Annotated in this window: 25 protein-coding genes; 24 read left to right on the top strand and 1 reads right to left on the bottom strand. The window is 34.1% G+C overall.

Going from position 1 to position 17,721, the window contains the following annotated elements:
• Positions 1-2 precede the first annotated feature (2 nt).
• From rplX to eno, 20 genes are all read left to right on the top strand, one after another.
• Entirely contained in the window at positions 3-314 is a 312-nt protein-coding gene (rplX, locus tag ACOQOS_RS09260) for a 50S ribosomal protein L24 (RefSeq protein WP_420574688.1), read from the top strand.
• Positions 315-316: 2 nt separating this feature from the next.
• The gene (gene rplE, locus ACOQOS_RS09255) at positions 317-868 is read left to right on the top strand and encodes a 50S ribosomal protein L5 (RefSeq protein ID WP_420574687.1); all 552 of its coding nucleotides are present in this window, start codon (positions 317-319) and stop codon (positions 866-868) included.
• Between the two features lie 2 nt (positions 869-870).
• The gene (gene rpsN, locus ACOQOS_RS09250) at positions 871-1,140 is read left to right on the top strand and encodes a 30S ribosomal protein S14 (RefSeq protein WP_046756854.1); all 270 of its coding nucleotides are present in this window, start codon (positions 871-873) and stop codon (positions 1,138-1,140) included.
• A gap of 60 nt (positions 1,141-1,200) precedes the next feature.
• A complete protein-coding gene (gene rpsH, locus ACOQOS_RS09245; RefSeq protein WP_420574686.1) occupies positions 1,201-1,599 on the top strand; it encodes a 30S ribosomal protein S8 in 399 nt (132 codons plus the stop codon).
• Positions 1,600-1,617: 18 nt separating this feature from the next.
• Positions 1,618-2,160, top strand: a complete 543-nt coding sequence (gene rplF, locus ACOQOS_RS09240) for a 50S ribosomal protein L6 (protein ID WP_420574685.1) — start codon at positions 1,618-1,620, stop codon at positions 2,158-2,160.
• 9 nt (positions 2,161-2,169) lie between these two features.
• The gene (gene rplR, locus ACOQOS_RS09235) at positions 2,170-2,523 is read left to right on the top strand and encodes a 50S ribosomal protein L18 (protein WP_420574684.1); all 354 of its coding nucleotides are present in this window, start codon (positions 2,170-2,172) and stop codon (positions 2,521-2,523) included.
• A gap of 6 nt (positions 2,524-2,529) precedes the next feature.
• Positions 2,530-3,054: a 30S ribosomal protein S5 gene (rpsE, locus tag ACOQOS_RS09230; protein ID WP_007094971.1), complete on the top strand. Its 525-nt coding sequence runs from the start codon at positions 2,530-2,532 to the stop codon at positions 3,052-3,054.
• A gap of 12 nt (positions 3,055-3,066) precedes the next feature.
• On the top strand, positions 3,067-3,246 hold the full coding sequence (rpmD, locus tag ACOQOS_RS09225) for a 50S ribosomal protein L30 (protein ID WP_420574683.1): 180 nt from the start codon (positions 3,067-3,069) through the stop codon (positions 3,244-3,246).
• 15 nt (positions 3,247-3,261) lie between these two features.
• Entirely contained in the window at positions 3,262-3,714 is a 453-nt protein-coding gene (gene rplO, locus ACOQOS_RS09220) for a 50S ribosomal protein L15 (protein ID WP_420574682.1), read from the top strand.
• 15 nt (positions 3,715-3,729) lie between these two features.
• On the top strand, positions 3,730-5,070 hold the full coding sequence (secY, locus tag ACOQOS_RS09215; protein ID WP_420574681.1) for a preprotein translocase subunit SecY: 1,341 nt from the start codon (positions 3,730-3,732) through the stop codon (positions 5,068-5,070).
• 2 nt (positions 5,071-5,072) lie between these two features.
• Positions 5,073-5,288 (top strand): translation initiation factor IF-1, encoded by a 216-nt coding sequence (infA, locus tag ACOQOS_RS09210; protein ID WP_007094967.1) that lies wholly within the window; start codon positions 5,073-5,075, stop codon positions 5,286-5,288.
• 5 nt (positions 5,289-5,293) lie between these two features.
• On the top strand, positions 5,294-5,410 hold the full coding sequence (gene ykgO / locus ACOQOS_RS09205; protein ID WP_007094966.1) for a type B 50S ribosomal protein L36: 117 nt from the start codon (positions 5,294-5,296) through the stop codon (positions 5,408-5,410).
• 2 nt (positions 5,411-5,412) lie between these two features.
• Positions 5,413-5,787, top strand: coding sequence for a 30S ribosomal protein S13 (rpsM, locus tag ACOQOS_RS09200; RefSeq protein WP_420574680.1), 375 nt, complete (start codon positions 5,413-5,415; stop codon positions 5,785-5,787).
• A gap of 11 nt (positions 5,788-5,798) precedes the next feature.
• Positions 5,799-6,188, top strand: coding sequence for a 30S ribosomal protein S11 (rpsK, locus tag ACOQOS_RS09195; RefSeq protein ID WP_108115112.1), 390 nt, complete (start codon positions 5,799-5,801; stop codon positions 6,186-6,188).
• Between the two features lie 81 nt (positions 6,189-6,269).
• On the top strand, positions 6,270-6,875 hold the full coding sequence (gene rpsD / locus ACOQOS_RS09190; RefSeq protein WP_420574679.1) for a 30S ribosomal protein S4: 606 nt from the start codon (positions 6,270-6,272) through the stop codon (positions 6,873-6,875).
• 25 nt (positions 6,876-6,900) lie between these two features.
• Entirely contained in the window at positions 6,901-7,893 is a 993-nt protein-coding gene (locus ACOQOS_RS09185) for a DNA-directed RNA polymerase subunit alpha (protein WP_420574678.1), read from the top strand.
• A 60-nt stretch (positions 7,894-7,953) separates the two neighbouring features.
• Complete coding sequence (gene rplQ / locus ACOQOS_RS09180) at positions 7,954-8,424, top strand: 50S ribosomal protein L17 (protein ID WP_420574677.1); 471 nt, start codon at positions 7,954-7,956, stop codon at positions 8,422-8,424.
• A 136-nt stretch (positions 8,425-8,560) separates the two neighbouring features.
• On the top strand, positions 8,561-9,673 hold the full coding sequence (gene carA / locus ACOQOS_RS09175) for a glutamine-hydrolyzing carbamoyl-phosphate synthase small subunit (RefSeq protein WP_420574676.1): 1,113 nt from the start codon (positions 8,561-8,563) through the stop codon (positions 9,671-9,673).
• Between the two features lie 85 nt (positions 9,674-9,758).
• A complete protein-coding gene (locus tag ACOQOS_RS09170) occupies positions 9,759-10,364 on the top strand; it encodes a hypothetical protein (RefSeq protein ID WP_420574675.1) in 606 nt (201 codons plus the stop codon).
• A gap of 154 nt (positions 10,365-10,518) precedes the next feature.
• Entirely contained in the window at positions 10,519-11,808 is a 1,290-nt protein-coding gene (gene eno / locus ACOQOS_RS09165; protein WP_420574674.1) for a phosphopyruvate hydratase, read from the top strand.
• Positions 11,809-12,147: 339 nt separating this feature from the next.
• Here the strand turns inward: eno and ACOQOS_RS09160 are convergent, their stop codons facing one another.
• Positions 12,148-12,393, bottom strand: coding sequence for a hypothetical protein (locus ACOQOS_RS09160; RefSeq protein ID WP_420574673.1), 246 nt, complete (start codon positions 12,391-12,393; stop codon positions 12,148-12,150).
• 191 nt (positions 12,394-12,584) lie between these two features.
• Between ACOQOS_RS09160 and ACOQOS_RS09155 the strand changes: the two genes are divergently transcribed.
• The 4 genes from ACOQOS_RS09155 (at position 12,585) to ACOQOS_RS09140 (ending at position 17,361) form a co-directional block, all read left to right on the top strand.
• Complete coding sequence (locus ACOQOS_RS09155) at positions 12,585-13,628, top strand: hypothetical protein (protein ID WP_420574672.1); 1,044 nt, start codon at positions 12,585-12,587, stop codon at positions 13,626-13,628.
• Positions 13,629-13,640: 12 nt separating this feature from the next.
• Complete coding sequence (locus ACOQOS_RS09150) at positions 13,641-14,162, top strand: hypothetical protein (protein ID WP_420574671.1); 522 nt, start codon at positions 13,641-13,643, stop codon at positions 14,160-14,162.
• Between the two features lie 13 nt (positions 14,163-14,175).
• A complete protein-coding gene (locus tag ACOQOS_RS09145) occupies positions 14,176-14,637 on the top strand; it encodes a hypothetical protein (protein ID WP_420574670.1) in 462 nt (153 codons plus the stop codon).
• A 93-nt stretch (positions 14,638-14,730) separates the two neighbouring features.
• Positions 14,731-17,361: a glycoside hydrolase family 9 protein gene (locus tag ACOQOS_RS09140; protein WP_420574669.1), complete on the top strand. Its 2,631-nt coding sequence runs from the start codon at positions 14,731-14,733 to the stop codon at positions 17,359-17,361.
• The last annotated feature ends 360 nt before the right edge of the window (positions 17,362-17,721 follow it).

The raw sequence follows: 17,721 nt of genomic DNA, 5'->3' as shown, positions 1-17,721 counted from the left end.
AGATGACAAAACTAAAGATAAAATCAGGAGATACAGTACGTGTAATTGCTGGAGATCATAAAGGATCAGAAGGTAAAGTGCTTACTGTTCTTCGTGAAAAGAACAAAGCGATTGTTGAAGGTGTAAATATGGTATCTAAGCATCAAAAGCCTAGTGCACAAAACCCTCAAGGAGGAATCGTTCAAAAAGAAGCGCCTATCCAAATATCTAACCTATCTTTGTTAACTTCAAAAGGAGAAACAACAAGAGTAGGATATAGAATGGAAGGAGATAAGAAAGTAAGGTTTTCTAAAAAATCTAATGAAGTATTATAGTTATGGCTTATATTCCAAGATTAAAACAAGAGTACAAGGATAGAGTTATCCAAGCACTTACAGAAGAATTCAGTTACAATAACGTAATGCAAGTTCCAAAACTTGAAAAAATAGTTTTAAGTAGAGGAGTTGGTGGAGCAGTAGCTGATAAGAAATTAATTGACCACGCTATTGAAGAGTTTGGTAAAATTACAGGACAAAAAGCTATTCCTACAATATCTAAAAAGGATGTTGCAACTTTCAAATTACGTAAAGGAATGCCAATTGGTGTGAAAGTTACGTTAAGAGGAGAGAAAATGTATGAGTTCCTTGATAGATTAACAACTTCAGCCTTACCACGTGTAAGAGATTTTAATGGAATCAAAGCAAATGGTTTCGACGGAAGAGGTAATTATAACTTAGGAATTACTGAGCAAATTATCTTTCCAGAAATAAATATCGATAAAGTGAATAGAATTGCTGGAATGGATATTACATTTGTAACTTCTGCGGAAACAGACAAAGAAGCTAAATCATTATTAACTGAATTAGGATTACCTTTTAAAAAGAATTAATTATGGCTAAAGAATCAATGAAAGCCCGCGAGGTGAAAAGAGCAAAAACGGTTGCTAAATATGCTGAAAAAAGAAAAGCTTTGAAAGAAGCTGGAGATTATGAAGCATTACAAAAGTTACCTAAAAATGCTTCTCCAGTTCGTATGCACAATCGTTGCAAACTTACAGGAAGACCAAAAGGGTATATGCGCCAGTTCGGTATTTCTCGTGTAATGTTTAGAGAAATGGCTAACAAAGGATTAATTCCTGGAGTTAAAAAGGCAAGTTGGTAAAATTATAAACTGGTTTCAGGTTCGATATACATCGAAAACCAAAACCGTAAATTAATAAATATGTATACAGATCCAATAGCGGATTATTTAACTAGAGTTAGAAACGCTAGTAGAGCAGGACACAGAGTTGTTGAAATTCCAGCTTCAAAACTTAAAAAAGAGATTACTAAGATCTTATTTGATCAAGGATTCATCTTAAGTTATAAGTTTGAGGATGCAACAGTTCAAGGAAGCATCAAAATCGCTTTAAAATACGATAAGATGACTAAAGAGCCTGTTATCAAAAAAATTCAAAGAATCAGTACGCCAGGTTTACGTCAGTATGCTGGAGCTAACGAACTTCCAAGAGTATTAAACGGATTGGGAATTGCAATTGTATCTACTTCTCATGGAGTAATGACAGGAAAGCAAGCTCAACGTGAAAATGTTGGTGGAGAAGTTTTATGTTACGTTTACTAATTAAAAAGACTATCAGAAATGTCAAGAATAGGTAAAAACCCAGTAAGTATTCCATCAGGAGTTACTGTAGATATAAAAGAAGGTCAGGTAACCGTAAAAGGTAAATTAGGAGAATTGACACAAAAAATTGACGGTATTACCGTTAAAGAAGAAGAAGGTCAATTAGTACTAGAACGTCCATCTGAAAGCAAAGATCATAGAGCAAAACACGGTCTATATAGAGCATTACTTAACAATATGGTTGAAGGTGTCTCTAAAGGATTTACAAAAGAACTAGAACTAGTTGGAGTTGGATACAGAGCAAGTAACCAAGGACAAAGACTAGAATTAGCTTTAGGATTTTCTCACAATATTGTAATGAACTTAGCTGCTGAAGTTAAAGTTGAAACAATATCTGAGAAAGGTAAGAATCCAATCATTAAATTAACTTCTTTCGATAAGCAATTGGTAGGACAAGTAGCGGCTAAAATCCGTGCGTTCCGTAAGCCAGAACCTTACAAAGGAAAAGGAGTTAAGTTTGTTGGAGAAGTATTAAGAAGAAAAGCAGGTAAATCAGCTTAATAATTAGTTATGGGATTATCAAAGACTGAAAGAAGACAGAGAATCAAAAACAGAATTAGAAAAATCGTTGAAGGTACAGAAGCTAGACCGCGATTATCTGTTTTTAGAAGTAATAAAGAAATTTATGCTCAAATTATCAATGATGTAAACGGTAAAACATTAGTTGCCGCTTCATCAAGAGATAAAGATATCAAAGCAGAAGGAACAAAATCAGAAGTGGCTGCCTTAGTAGGGAAGTCTATTGCTGAAAAAGCAATAAAAGCTGGAATTGAAACAATCGCATTTGATAGAGGTGGATATTTATATCACGGAAGAGTAAAATCATTAGCAGAAGGTGCTAGAGAAGGAGGACTTAAATTCTAAGAAACTATGTATCAGAAATACAAAAACGCAGAATTAGTAAAGCCAGGTGGACTAGAATTAAAAGATCGTTTGGTAGGAGTACAACGTGTAACTAAAGTAACTAAAGGTGGTAGAGCCTTTGGTTTCTCAGCTATCGTAGTTGTTGGAGATGAAAACGGTGTTGTAGGACACGGTTTAGGAAAATCTAAAGATGTTGCTACAGCTATCGCTAAAGCAATTGAAGATGCTAAGAAAAACTTAGTTCGTATTCCTCTACAAAACGGAACATTGCCACATGAGCAAAAAGGTAAATACGGTGGAGCAAGAGTATATATTCAACCAGCATCTTCGGGTACTGGAGTTATCGCTGGTGGAGCTGTACGTGCAGTATTAGAAGCTGTAGGTGTTCACAACGTATTATCTAAGTCACAAGGATCGTCTAACCCGCACAACGTAGTAAAAGCAACATTTGATGCTTTATTACAATTAAGAGATGCTGGTATGGTTGCAAAACAAAGAGGAATTTCTTTAGAAAAAGTATTTAAAGGATAAATCAAGGATAAAATGGCAAAAATTAAAGTAACACAAGTAAAAAGCAAAATTAGTCGTCCTCAAAATCAAAAGAGAACACTAGAAGCGCTAGGTCTTAAAAAGATCGGTCAGGTTGTAGAACACGAGGCTACACCAAACATCCTTGGAATGGTAAATAAAGTTAAACATTTAGTTTCTGTTGAAGAAGCTTAAAAATAACAATTAGTTATGGATTTAAGTAACTTAAAACCAGCTGATGGTTCAGTTCAAAGTAATAACAAAAGAGTAGGTAGAGGACAAGGTTCTGGAAAAGGTGGTACTGCTACACGTGGTCACAAAGGAGCTAAATCTCGATCTGGTTATTCTAAGAAAATTGGATTTGAAGGTGGTCAAATGCCTTTACAAAGACGTGTTCCTAAGTTTGGTTTTACAAACATTAATCGTAAAGAATATCAAGGTGTAAATCTTGATAGATTACAGGAATTAGTTGATGAAGGGAAAATCACAGATACTGTTGATTTAAATATATTAGTAGCTAACAGAGTAGCTAGAAAAACTGATTTAGTAAAAATCCTTGGAAGAGGTGAACTAAAATCAAAATTAAAAGTTACAGCTCACAAATTCACAGCTTCAGCTAAAGCAGCTATCGAAGCAGCAGGAGGAGAAGCAGTAACTTTATAATTTCTACATAGAAGCATGAAAAATTTTATAGACACAATAAAAAATATTTGGAACATAGAAGAACTAAAAAATAAAGTTTTAGTGACTCTAGGACTTTTACTAGTGTATCGTTTTGGTGCGCAAGTGAGTCTTCCAGGTATGGACTATACAAAACTTGGCGATGCGTTTGCTGGTAATTTTGAAAATGGACTTGGAGGTCTTTTAAACATGTTTACTGGAGGAGCTTTCGCTAAGGCTTCTGTATTTGCACTAGGAATTATGCCATATATATCTGCTTCTATTGTAGTTCAGTTGATGGGAATCGCTATTCCTTACCTACAAAAACTTCAAAAAGAAGGAGAAAGTGGTCGTAAAAAAATCACTCAAATCACTAGATGGTTAACAATCCTTATCTGTTTGGTGCAAGCACCATTCTATTTATGGGGATTAGGACAACTAGGAGTTCCTCCTGAAGCATTTACGATAGGAAAAGGATTAGACTTTATCATTCCTTCTGTAATCATCCTTGTCACAGGAACAATATTTGCAATGTGGTTGGGAGAGAAAATTACTGATAAAGGTATTGGTAATGGAATATCATTACTAATCATGGTTGGAATTATAGCATACATGCCACAAGCATTTGCACAAGAATTCCTTTCAAATTCAGGTAAGCCAATGCTTATTCTTATAGAGGTTGTAATATGGTTAGCGATCATCTTAGCCAGCGTTATGTTGGTAATGGCTGTTCGTCAAATACCAGTACAATACGCTAGAAGAACAGCAACTGGAGGATATGAAAAAAATATTTTTGGAGCAAGACAATTTATTCCATTAAAATTAAATGCATCCGGAGTAATGCCAATCATCTTTGCACAAGCATTAATGTTTGTGCCAACTGCAATTGGAAAAGGTTTAGGAACCGATTCAACTGTAGGGCAATGGATGCAAGCAAACTTTGCTGATGTATTTGGATTATGGTATAACGTCTTATTCGCATTCTTAATCATCATATTTACGTACTTCTACACAGCTATCACAGTGCCTACTAATAAAATGGCAGATGATCTGAAAAGAAGTGGAGGATTTATTCCAGGAATCCGCCCTGGTGGAGAAACTGGAGAATACTTAGACAAAATAATGTCACAAATCACGTTACCTGGATCAATCTTCTTAGCATTGATCGCAATCTTCCCTGCTATTGTTGGGAATATTTTAGGAATACAACAAGGTTGGGCATTATTCTTTGGAGGAACATCGTTGCTAATTATGGTAGGAGTTGCCATAGATACCATGCAACAAATAAACTCATACTTGTTGAATAGACATTATGATGGTTTAATGAAAACTGGTAAAAATCGTAAAGTAGTTGCATAATTATGGCTAAACAAGCTGCAATAGAACAAGATGGAACAATTATAGAAGCATTATCAAATGCTATGTTCCGTGTAGAATTAGAAAACGGTCACATCGTAACGGCTCATATTTCTGGAAAAATGCGTATGCATTATATAAAATTATTACCTGGTGATAAGGTGAAGCTAGAAATGAGTCCGTATGATTTAACAAAAGCAAGAATTACTTATAGATACTAAAAATCATGAAAGTAAGAGCATCAATAAAAAAGAGAAGTCCCGAGTGCAAAATTGTGCGTCGTAAGGGGAGATTATACGTAATCAATAAAAAGAATCCTAGATTTAAACAAAGACAAGGATAGTTATGGCAAGAATCGCAGGAGTAGACATTCCAAAACACAAAAGAGGTGTTATCTCATTAACATACATCTTTGGAGTCGGTAGAAGTAGAGCTAAAGAAGTATTAGCTACAGCAAAAGTAAGTGAAGATACTAAAGTATCTGATTGGACTGATGACGAAATCGGAAGAATTCGTGAAGCAGTTGGAACTTATACAATTGAAGGTGAATTACGTACTGAAGTTCAATTAAACATCAAGCGTTTAATGGATATCGGTTGTTACAGAGGAATTCGTCATAGATCTGGACTTCCATTAAGAGGACAAAGAACTAAGAACAACTCTAGAACAAGAAAAGGTAGAAGAAAAACTGTTGCTAACAAGAAAAAAGCAACTAAATAATATTTTGTAGTATGGCAAAGTCTAGCAAGAGTACAAAAAAACGTAAAGTAATAGTTGAATCTGTTGGAGAAGCTCACGTAACAGCATCTTTCAATAATATCATTATATCACTTACAAACAAAAAAGGAGATGTGATTTCTTGGTCATCTGCTGGTAAAATGGGCTTTAGAGGTTCTAAAAAGAACACTCCTTATGCTGCGCAAACTGCAGCAGAAGATGCTTCTAAAGTAGCTCATGAAGCAGGATTACGTAAAGTAAAAGTTTATGTAAAAGGTCCTGGAAACGGTAGAGAATCTGCTATCAGAACTATCCATAATGCAGGAATTGAAGTAACTGAAATTATTGATGTTACTCCATTACCACACAATGGATGTAGACCTCCAAAAAGAAGAAGAGTATAATTAAATTAATTTTCATTGAGAGACTAACGATTATCGAAGGACAGCCTTAATTCATAATCACTCTCATAATATCTATTAGAAATGGCAAGATATACTGGTCCAAAAACTAAAATTGCTCGTAAATTCGGAGAAGCAATTTTCGGAGACGATAAATCTTTTGAAAAAAGAAATTATCCTCCAGGTCAACACGGAAACAACAGACGTAGAGGAAAAAAATCTGAATACGCAATCCAGTTGATGGAAAAACAAAAAGCAAAATACACATACGGAATTCTTGAGCGTCAGTTCAGAAACTTGTTCGATAGAGCAAACAGAAGTAAAGGAATTACCGGTGAAGTATTATTACAATTATGTGAGTCTCGTTTAGACAACGTAGTATACAGAATGGGAATTTCTCCAACAAGAAGTGGAGCAAGACAATTAGTATCTCACCGTCATATTACAGTAAACGGAGAAAAAGTAAATATTCCTTCTTACACACTTAAAGCAGGTGATGTTGTTGGAGTAAGAGAGAAATCAAAATCTCTTGACGTAATTGAAAGATCTCTAGCTAATGCTAGCCACGTATATGAGTGGATTACATGGAATGGAGAAAAGAAGGAAGGAACGTATGTTTCTATTCCTGAAAGACTTCAGATTCCTGAAAACATTAAAGAGCAATTAATCGTAGAATTATATTCTAAATAATAATAAATCAGAAAGTATTCTTAATATGGCATTATTAAACTTCCAAAAGCCCGACAAAGTTATCATGATTGACTCATCTGAGTTCGATGGCAAATTTGAATTTCGTCCTTTAGAACCTGGTTATGGGCTAACTATCGGGAACGCATTAAGAAGAGTACTTCTATCATCATTGGAAGGTTTTGCGATTACTTCTGTACGTATTGACAAAGTAGATCACGAATTTTCAACGATTTCTGGTGTTGTAGAAGATGTAACAGAAATTATCTTGAACTTAAAACAAGTACGTTTTAAGCGTCAAATAGATGATATAGACAATGAGTCTATCTCTATTTCTGTTTCAGGTAAAGAACAACTTACTGCTGGTGATTTCCAAAAATTTATCTCTGGCTTCCAAGTGTTAAATCCAGATCTAGTTATCTGTAACATGGATGCAAGTGTAAATATCAACATGGAAATTACTGTCGAAAAAGGTAGAGGGTATGTTCCTGCTGAAGAAAATAAAAAATCAAATGCTCCATTAGGAACAATCTTTACAGATTCTATATACACACCTGTAAAGAATGTAAAATACAGCATAGAAAACTATCGTGTTGAACAAAAAACTGATTATGAAAAATTAGTTTTTGAAATCATCACTGATGGATCTATTCATCCTAAAGAAGCTTTAACTGAAGCTGCAAAAACATTAATTCACCACTTCATGTTATTCTCTGATGAGCGTATCACTCTTGAAGCAGATGAAATTGCACAAACAGAAACGTATGATGAAGAATCATTACACATGCGTCAGTTACTAAAAACTAAATTAGTAGACATGGACCTTTCTGTAAGAGCATTAAACTGTTTAAAAGCTGCAGAAGTAGATACTTTAGGAGACTTAGTATCTTACAATAAAAATGATTTAATGAAATTTAGAAACTTTGGTAAAAAATCTTTAACTGAGCTAGAAGAACTAGTAAACGTTAAAGGATTAAGTTTCGGAATGGACTTATCAAAATATAAATTAGATAAAGATTAATTCCTTTGTAATTTGCTCCTCAAACGAGTTGTAGCAAGATAGAGGTAAAAAACAAATGTCATGAGACACGGAAAAAAAGTAAACCACTTAGGTAGAAAAACTGCTCACAGAAAAGCAATGTTAGCTAATATGGCTTGTTCATTAATTGAACACAAACGTATTAATACTACTGTTGCAAAAGCAAAAGCATTAAAGCAATTTGTTGAGCCATTAGTAACAAAATCTAAAGAAGACACGACACACAATCGTCGTATTGTATTTAGCAAGCTAAGAAACAAATACGCTGTTACTGAATTATTCAGAGATGTAGCTGTAAAAGTTGCTGACAGACCAGGTGGTTATACAAGAATCATTAAATTAGGAAATCGTCTTGGAGATAATGCTCAAATGGCATTAATCGAATTAGTAGATTACAACGAAACGTACACTACTGAGAAGAAAGCGAAATCAACTAGACGTAGTAGAAGAGGTGGTAAAAAAGCTGCAGCTCCTGCACCAGTTGAAACTCAAGCTTCAAACGAAGAAGAATAATGAAAATACATTCATTACATATAAAGGGATAAACTTTTTTAAGTTTATCCCTTTTTTTATACCTGAAACAGACATATTTTTGCAAAACAAACAAACACAACTATATAAACACAACTAAATAAATTGTATATCTAATATGAAATACCAAAATCGACAAAAAGCAATATTACTTTTGGAAGATGGAACTATCTTTTATGGAAAAGCAATTGGAGAATCAGGAACTGCTTTCGGAGAAGTATGCTTCAATACTGGAATGACAGGATACCAAGAAATCTTTACAGATCCGTCGTATTACGGACAATTAATGGTAACCGCAAATGTTCACATTGGTAACTACGGAACAGCAGAAGATGAAATGGAATCTGATGGAGTAAAAATTGCAGGTCTCATCTGTAAAAACTTCAGTTATGAATTCTCAAGAGATGCTGCCGATAGTTCTTTGAAAGAATTCTTAGATAAAAATAACTTATTCGCCATCTCTGATGTAGATACGAGAGCATTGGTAAGTTATATTAGAGACAATGGAGCTATGAATGCTGTAATTTCTACAGATGTAGATAATGTTGAAGAATTGAAAGCGAAACTAGCAGAAGTACCAAGCATGGCAGGTTTAGAACTTGCTTCAAAAGTATCAACAAAAGAACCATACATTTACGGAGATGAAAATGCAACACACAAAATTGCAGCTTTAGATATCGGAGTAAAGAAAAATATCCTTAGAAACTTAGCAAAGCGCGATGCATGTATCAAAGTATTTCCATACAATGCAACATTTGAAGAAATGAACGCATGGAATCCTGATGGTTTCTTCTTATCAAACGGACCTGGAGATCCAGAACCATTAGCAGACGCTATCAAAGTTGCACAAGAAGTAATAAAACGCGACTTACCATTATTTGGAATCTGTTTAGGACACCAAGTAATTGCATTAGCCAACGGAATCTCTACATACAAAATGCACAATGGGCACAGAGGAATCAATCATCCTGTAAAAAATATGCTCACTGGAAAAGGTGAAATCACATCTCAAAATCATGGTTTTGCTATCAATAGAGAAGAAACAGAAGCAAATGCTAACGTAGAAATCACACATGTACACTTAAACGATAATACTGTTGCAGGAATTCGTATCAAAGACAAAAACTGCTTCTCTGTACAATATCACCCAGAAGCAAGTCCAGGACCACATGATGGAGAATATCTATTTGATCAATTCATCGACAACATTCAAAAAGTAAAAACGGTCTAAACATATACAGACATAGAGAATGTATGCAATCGAAATGTTCTCTATGTTATAAATTGCTTATTATAAATAACTAAAGTTTAAAAGTGTGAAAAGAATCATCTTGCTTATCGCAGTACTTGGATTGATAGTTTCTTGTAAAAACGAAACAAAACCAGAAAAAACGTCTACCACAAAGGAAAAAGAAACAACAAAGGTTGAATCGGGAAACCTTTCTACAGACAAAGAACAATTCTTAGCTACTACAATTGCTTATTTCAAAAACTGTAAAGCAAATTCAACAAACAGAAATGATTGTCGAAACAGTATTACAAAGATGATATCAGAGTTTTATGCAATTAATGATTTCAAAAATAAAGATGGCGACTACGTAATTTACGATAGCATTCAACCCATCATAAAAAAATCAGATACTTGGGTAAAACTTGGCAATGCAAGTGATCAAGAAGCACTAAATAAAGCGCAAGAAGCAGCAAACAATGGAAACGCTACCATTGCTATAGATGTTTCTCAATCCTATGGGCAAGTTGCTATGATCATTCCAGGGAAACTGACTAACTCAGGTTCGTGGAAACTAAAAGTTCCAAACACGGCAGCACTTGTAAACTATAGTGCAGATAAGTCGTTTATGAACAAATCATTATCATATGCGTTCAAATCCACAGAAAACATCGTGCTATTCTATAAAAAATAGTTGCGGTATTTCTTGGGGAAAACGTTTTCGCATTTTAGAAAAATAAGCAAAAATAGCACATCGCTAACATATCCGTAAAAGCAACGGTGAAGCTTATAAAACTTCATAGAGTTTTGTAAATTAGCCAGTAAAGAAAATAAAAAGACACAAAGAAATGAGCAGAATTATTAACATTCACGCAAGACAAATATTAGATTCAAGAGGAAATCCAACTGTAGAAGTAGATGTAGTTACTGAAAATGGAATATTAGGAAGAGCTGCAGTGCCATCAGGAGCATCAACAGGTGAACATGAAGCAGTAGAGCTAAGAGATGGTGGAGATGCTTACATGGGAAAAGGAGTTAGTAAAGCTGTTCAAAATGTAAATACAACTATTGCAGAAGAACTCATGGGGATTTCTGTATTTGAGCAAAATCAAATCGACAAAGCAATGATCGATTTAGACGGAACGCCAAACAAAGGTAACTTAGGAGCCAATGCAATCTTAGGAGTTTCATTAGCAGCAGCAAAAGCAGCAGCAAATGAGCTAGGAATGCCATTATACAGATATGTTGGTGGAGTTTCTGCAAACACACTTCCTGTACCAATGATGAATATCATTAATGGAGGTTCACATTCAGACGCACCAATCGCATTTCAAGAATTTATGGTCATGCCAGTAAAAGCTAAAAACTTTACACATGCCATGCAAATTGGAACTGAAATTTTCCACAACCTTAAAAAAGTATTACATGACAGAGATTTAAGCACGGCTGTTGGTGATGAAGGTGGTTTTGCTCCAACTTTAGACGGAACGGAAGATGCACTAGATACAATTTCGCTAGCTGTAGCTAATGCAGGTTACAAGCTTGGTGATGAAGTAATGATTGCTTTAGATTGCGCTGCCGCAGAATTTTATGTAGATGGAAAGTACGATTATAAAAAATTCGAGGGAGATTCTGGAAGTATAAGAACGTCTCAAGAGCAAGCTGATTACTTAGCAGAACTAGCAGCAAAATATCCAATCATCTCTATTGAAGATGGAATGGATGAAAACGATTGGGAAGGTTGGAAATACCTAACAGAAAAAATCGGAGACAAAGTACAGTTAGTTGGTGATGATTTATTTGTAACCAATGTAGAACGTTTATCAAGAGGAATTGAAAACAACACAGCAAACTCAATTCTAATCAAAGTAAACCAAATCGGAACATTGACAGAAACAATTGCGGCAGTAAACATGGCACACAATGCTGGTTACACTTCTGTAATGTCACATAGATCTGGAGAAACGGAAGACAATACAATTGCTGATTTAGCAGTTGCATTAAACACAGGACAAATCAAAACAGGTTCAGCTTCTCGTTCGGACAGAATGGCAAAATACAATCAACTATTACGTATCGAAGAAGAATTAGGTGAAGTAGCTTACTATCCACAAGATAAAGCGTTTAAAATAAAGTAATATATTCCAAAGCGTATATATAAAAAGCGAGTTCCATTTCAGAACTCGTTTTTTTTTGATTATTATTTAAATAATAAACTTTCCAACGATGAAAAATAAAATTTTAATAACTGTAATACTAAGTCTTTTTTTGCGGTAGACACTAAAATTAATGTAGCTGACACATTTATAATCAATGAAGTCGAGAAAAATAGTTATGAATACATATCTGTAAACATTGAAGAAGCAATCAAAAATAAAGAATTGACCAAGATTTAAAACAACAACAAATCTCACGAATAAAAAATGCAGTTTAGGCTATGTTCTAAACTGCATTTTTATATTAAAACTTCTTTCTATTTACACGCAAGTATGACAAGTTAAGTCATTGCAATACGTTCGTACGCAAGTAATATCATCTAGAGTGCGTTGTGGTTGGCAGTCATTACAGCTTACATGTGGGCAATATGAAAATACCTTTGTAATCTTATTGATAGTTGTAATGATTTCAGTAATATCGACGGAAACATTTCCGCCAGATACTTCATTTAAATTACTTACTGATTGTTTACGAAGCGATAAACTCTTCAAATTCTTTTTCTTCATAATCTTAAAGGTGTTGATTTATAGTAAGTTATGGAAAAATATGATATGTTAATTATGGTTTTGCCGTAATAATGTGTTGTAAGTCAGCAATATATAATTCAAAGATGTTCTCTAGAAATTTCCAAATAACAAGTAAAAAATAAGCAATTCGTCGTATTTTCAAGATTCAAAAAAGATAGTATCTTTATCTCATGACAAACCATAAAAAACCACATGGCTGCGTAGTTGCTTTTCAACGATTCTTTTCGGGTTGTTTGGCAATCTTGGCTACAGGTTTTTTAATATTAATTCTTGTCTTTTTAGGTGTTGAAGTCGAAATAGAAGGAATGTCACTACTTGTATTGGCAATAAGTGGATTCTTTGTCTTGAGATATCTTTGGAAAAAAGTAGGTCGTAAGTCAACATCAAATGTAGCTGCCTTCAAGCATATATTATTCGATCTCTTACGAACTGTTGCCGTTTTTATACTCTTCTCAATCATCATGACAATTCTGGTGCAAAATGCAGGATATACAGGAGAAAAGGATATAACCGATGATGAAGGTTCATCTCAAACAGAAGTTGTAGAAACTACTGATGGTGATGATACCATCAAATATATTGTCAACAAACTACGTTGGAGAGATTTTGATGGCGATTGGTATCGGATGAATTTCAAAGTCGCAGAAAACAGTGTAAAAAAATCAAAAACCAATCGTCAAGGATATCGATATACTCAAAACTTTACTTGGGGACGATTTTACAAACACATGGCAGATCATGATCGTCCCCTTCTAGATCATCTATACGCATCATTCAGTAAAATACAACAGGAAAAAAAGATGAGTCGCAAAAAATTTGCAGAATTCATCATTACAAGTATTCAGAATATCAAATACAATTATATAAAATCTACACCTTGTACAGGAAGAGAAGATTATCCATGTGTTGGAAATGTTCGACTTGGAATATTTGCGCCAGCAGAATTTAGTGCAAATCTCAAAGGAGACTGCGATTCGCGTACAGTGCTACTCTTTGTCATTTTGGCAAAGTTCAACTATGATGTAGCCATATTAAACAGTGATCAATACAAGCATTCTGTATTAGGAATCAGCGTGCCATCACGAGGAAAATATAAAACATACAACAGAAAAAAATATTATTTCGTAGAAACTACTGCAAAAGGATGTCCAATAGGATATTTACCAAAAGATGTATCAACACTTAGGTATTGGGATTTTGTATTAGTCAACTAAAAAAACAATCGTATGAAAACAGATGTATTCTATCTAGCTTTAAGTCAAATGATTCTATCTATAGTTTTGGCAATCATCATATTCTTTATCTCTTACAAAGTCTTAATCAAAATATTTAAGCTAAAAGAAGAAAATCTAAATGATTCAAATCTTGCGTTAAGTGTTTTCTTTTCAGGAATCATCTTTAGTACGGGATACTTACTTAGTGGAATCATTCCATCAATCATAAGTGCAATAGAAATGCTGAAAATTCACGCAAAAGAAAACCTATTTGTAGAAATCTTAAAATATGCTTCACTATCGTTATTTGCAGGGTTTTTATTGGCAGGACTAATTCACTTCAGTTCCTTCATGTTGGCAAAAGCGCTCACAAAACATGTAGACGAAGTTGGAGAGTTGAAGAAAAATAATTTAGCTGTCGCGATTTTACTCACAACAATCATTATCTCCATCACAATCATTTCAAGAGACAGTCTCGTATTTTTGATTGAACTCTTCTTACCACAACCAACTGTTTTAGAATATACTTCGTAAACCTTACTTCAAAATGGCTTGGTTTATAACGTACCACACATATCTAAAAACACTAGAGTATATCGTTTTTGGACTTTATCGTACGGATGACTACAGTCGTAAAAAATATACTATTTATAAACTTACAAAAGATGAATTGTATATTGACAAAAGTGAAACATGGCATACAAAACACGATTTTGGAAAAGAATACAAGTTTCATGGTTACAAAGCATCCAATGAAAAATACCAGCTAGTAGAAGAATTACTTCATAACGTTCCTCGTATCATACTTAGCAAAAAAATAAAAAAATATGGAGATAATTTTGGAAGTAAACTTCAAGACAACCTTATCATAGAGGTATTTGACGGAGAACAAAAAACGAATATAATCATTGATTCATACATTAAAGAAACAGAAGAATTACCTGTGAAATTACGTGAATTTAGGCTGTTAGTTGAATCATTCATCAAAAAGCTAGAATCGATAGAATAACTTATTCAGGACCAAGAAATTAATTTTGTTTAATGTTTTTGTTAATAAGTTAAACATTTAGTATATTTAAAGTATACTAAACCACCTTTTGCCATGAAAAAAATTAACTTCCTCCTGAGTTGCTTACTCTGTATGAGTGCTTTTGGGCAACAACTCATTTCCATCACGCCAGTAAGTAACAATACTATATTACTACACTTTGACGAAGGTGAAAAAGACTTTTCTAATTTTGATGAGTTTTATTTCTACAGTGCGCCAAATGCAACGTACTACGGACAGATAGATGAAACGCAAGCACTCGTAGCTTCAAACTTTACCATTACAAGTGCTGATGATGCTTTTTACATAACGCCACAACAAGCATCTGCAACATTCTTTAAAGCAAAAGAACAAGTAGCTTTGCTAGAATACTATGTCTACGTCCGATTGCCTAATGCCATGGAAAACGGTAAAACATATACGGTAAATGTCACAAACATAAATACAGAATTAAGTTCATACGATCTAACTTTTAATGAATTTGTAAACTTCTCGGAAAGTATTCATGTCAATCAAGTTGGAATGATTCCGAGTGCTACAGAAAAATTTGCTTACGTATCACAATGGCTTGGGAAAAACAACATCGCAAACAGTCATCATGAAGATTTTACAAGTTTCGAAGGAACAACCTGTCATGTTGTACGCGCATCAGACAATCAAATCATATACACAGGAACTGGCGCTGACGGATTACAATTTAAAGCACCAAACACATTAGCAGATTATTCGGAAGACTTTGCTACCAAATACTGGTACAACTCGCCAATGTGGCAATTTGAATTCGCTGAAGTAGGAAACTCAATTCCCGTAGACGATACAGAAGAATATAAAATAGTCATAGAAGGAATTGGAAGTTCATTTCCATTCAAAATCTCCAATAAAGTATACGATGATATATACAAAACTGTGTCCAATAGTTTATTATACCAACGAAGCGGATTTGATAGAGGAAATGAATATGCACCATTCATAAAACCTGTAGATCACATGCCTGGCGTTGACGGATTTGAAATAACCTATTCCAATTACAGACGTATGGACAATGTAAATGGTGATGAAGAAAGTTTTGTACAATTGCCTACACAAGCAACTTCACTCATCAACCCGACAAATCCAGCAGCTTGGATGACTTCTCCTGATAGTTTTCCATGGGGAAGTGGAGGACATTTTGATGCAGGTGATTTTGACGTATACATTCAGCATTTAAACTTACCAATTTATGCAAGCTTCATATATCAACTCGCGCCAAATGGTTTTAAAGATGGCGATTTAAACATTCCTGAAAATAATAATGGTATTCCAGACATACTTGATGAAGTACAATGGACACTAGATTTTTTTAGACGGACCAAAGGACCAACTGGCGGAATTTGTGGAGGAAAAGAAACAGACGGTTATTATGGACCATCGTACAATGATGGCTCTGGAGATTCTTCATCTGAGCAAATGTGGTATGTGTATAAGGAAGATCCAACAGCTTCTTATGTGTATGTGATTGCAGCTGCAAATTTCTCAGCAGCGTTAACCATTGCTGGCGATTCAAACAATCAAGCACAATTATACCAAGATGAAGCAATTGCTGCATACAACTGGGCAACTGCGAACGCAACAGCCGCAGATTTAGAACAATTATTTCAAGGAATTAGCTACGCAGGCAAAGTAAAAGACTTAAAACTAACGGCGGCGGCAGCTTTATATAGTTTAACAGGAGGACAGGAATATTTAGACTATTACAAAAACAATACTATAGTCACAACAGCAACTACATTTTTATATCAATTTCAAATTCATGATGAATCACTAGCAAACTGGATATTCAGTGTCATTCCACAAAACAAATGGACAAACTTTGACGTAGATGCGATCAATTTGCAAAACACACAAATCCAAGCAATCAACTATTGGAGTGATGTTTGGGGAACAGATGATATTAATCTAAAACCAATTCGTTTCATAAAATCTCAATACCAACCTCCAATTTTAGGAACAACAGCTTCTACGCCGCAAATAATGCCACAAATTATATCATACTATCACACACAAGATAATCTATTACTCAATAAAATGCTTTCTAGTAATGATATGATGTTAGGCGGTAATCCTGAAAATAAAGTATACATAACACGTGCAGACGAATTTGGTGCAGAACGATATGTTAGAGAAGTATTGCACGATGCCGTTTTCACCAATGCTGGAAATGCAATTCCAGGAATTCCATTATACACGCATCACTTAGATAGTCAGGAAAACTTTATCATGTCACCACCAATTGAAGATTGGCCATATATGGAAATGAACCTTGATGCGAGAGTCTATTTTTTACAATCAGAATTTACCATTCATCAAAACACAATTCAGACGATGATGTTTTATGGGTATTTAAATGCACTTTTCAATCCTGAACTCATACTAAGTGTAGGCGAAAATGAATTGAATGAGACGAGAAATGTTGTGGTATTTCCAAATCCAAATGAAGGTGTTTTTACTATTCAATGGAAAGCAAATGCTAACTTTAAAGAAGCATTATTATATGATATCAACGGAAGAAAAATAGACATAAAACTCAATAAACAATTCGCTCAAAATAGTATAGAAATAAAAACAGGATTTTTAAGTGAAGGTATTTATATCTTGAAAATAAACATAAATAACAATATCATTACAAGAGAAATAAACATTCGATAAACATACTTCAAATCCAAAAAGCGTCATTTTATGGTTAGTGAAATGACGTTTTCATCATTTTAACAATCGATATTTATAAATATCGATGAATTTGTCTTTTTCAACTTTAAAAAAAGAATCCATTTACCTACATTCGCAAAAGCAAATTCTCCCCAATCTGCAATTTGCTCAATACGCCACTTTTTTAAAAATAATAATACTTGGAGGTATAAACCTCTACGAATACTTTAGGGGCAAAAAGCATGTTAAGACAAGCTGTTTTTCTAAAGATATTTCTTGAAAAGAATATAACTTTTTAGGTTACGAAGACTAAAAATGGATATATAATATTATACAACGTGCTTAAAATATTTTCAACTA

This window comes from Kordia sp., assembly GCF_965224175.1.
Taxonomy (GTDB): Bacteria; Bacteroidota; Bacteroidia; order Flavobacteriales; family Flavobacteriaceae; genus Kordia.
Note: the sequence above shows the minus strand (reverse complement) of the source record. Positions and strands in the feature narration are given on the sequence as shown.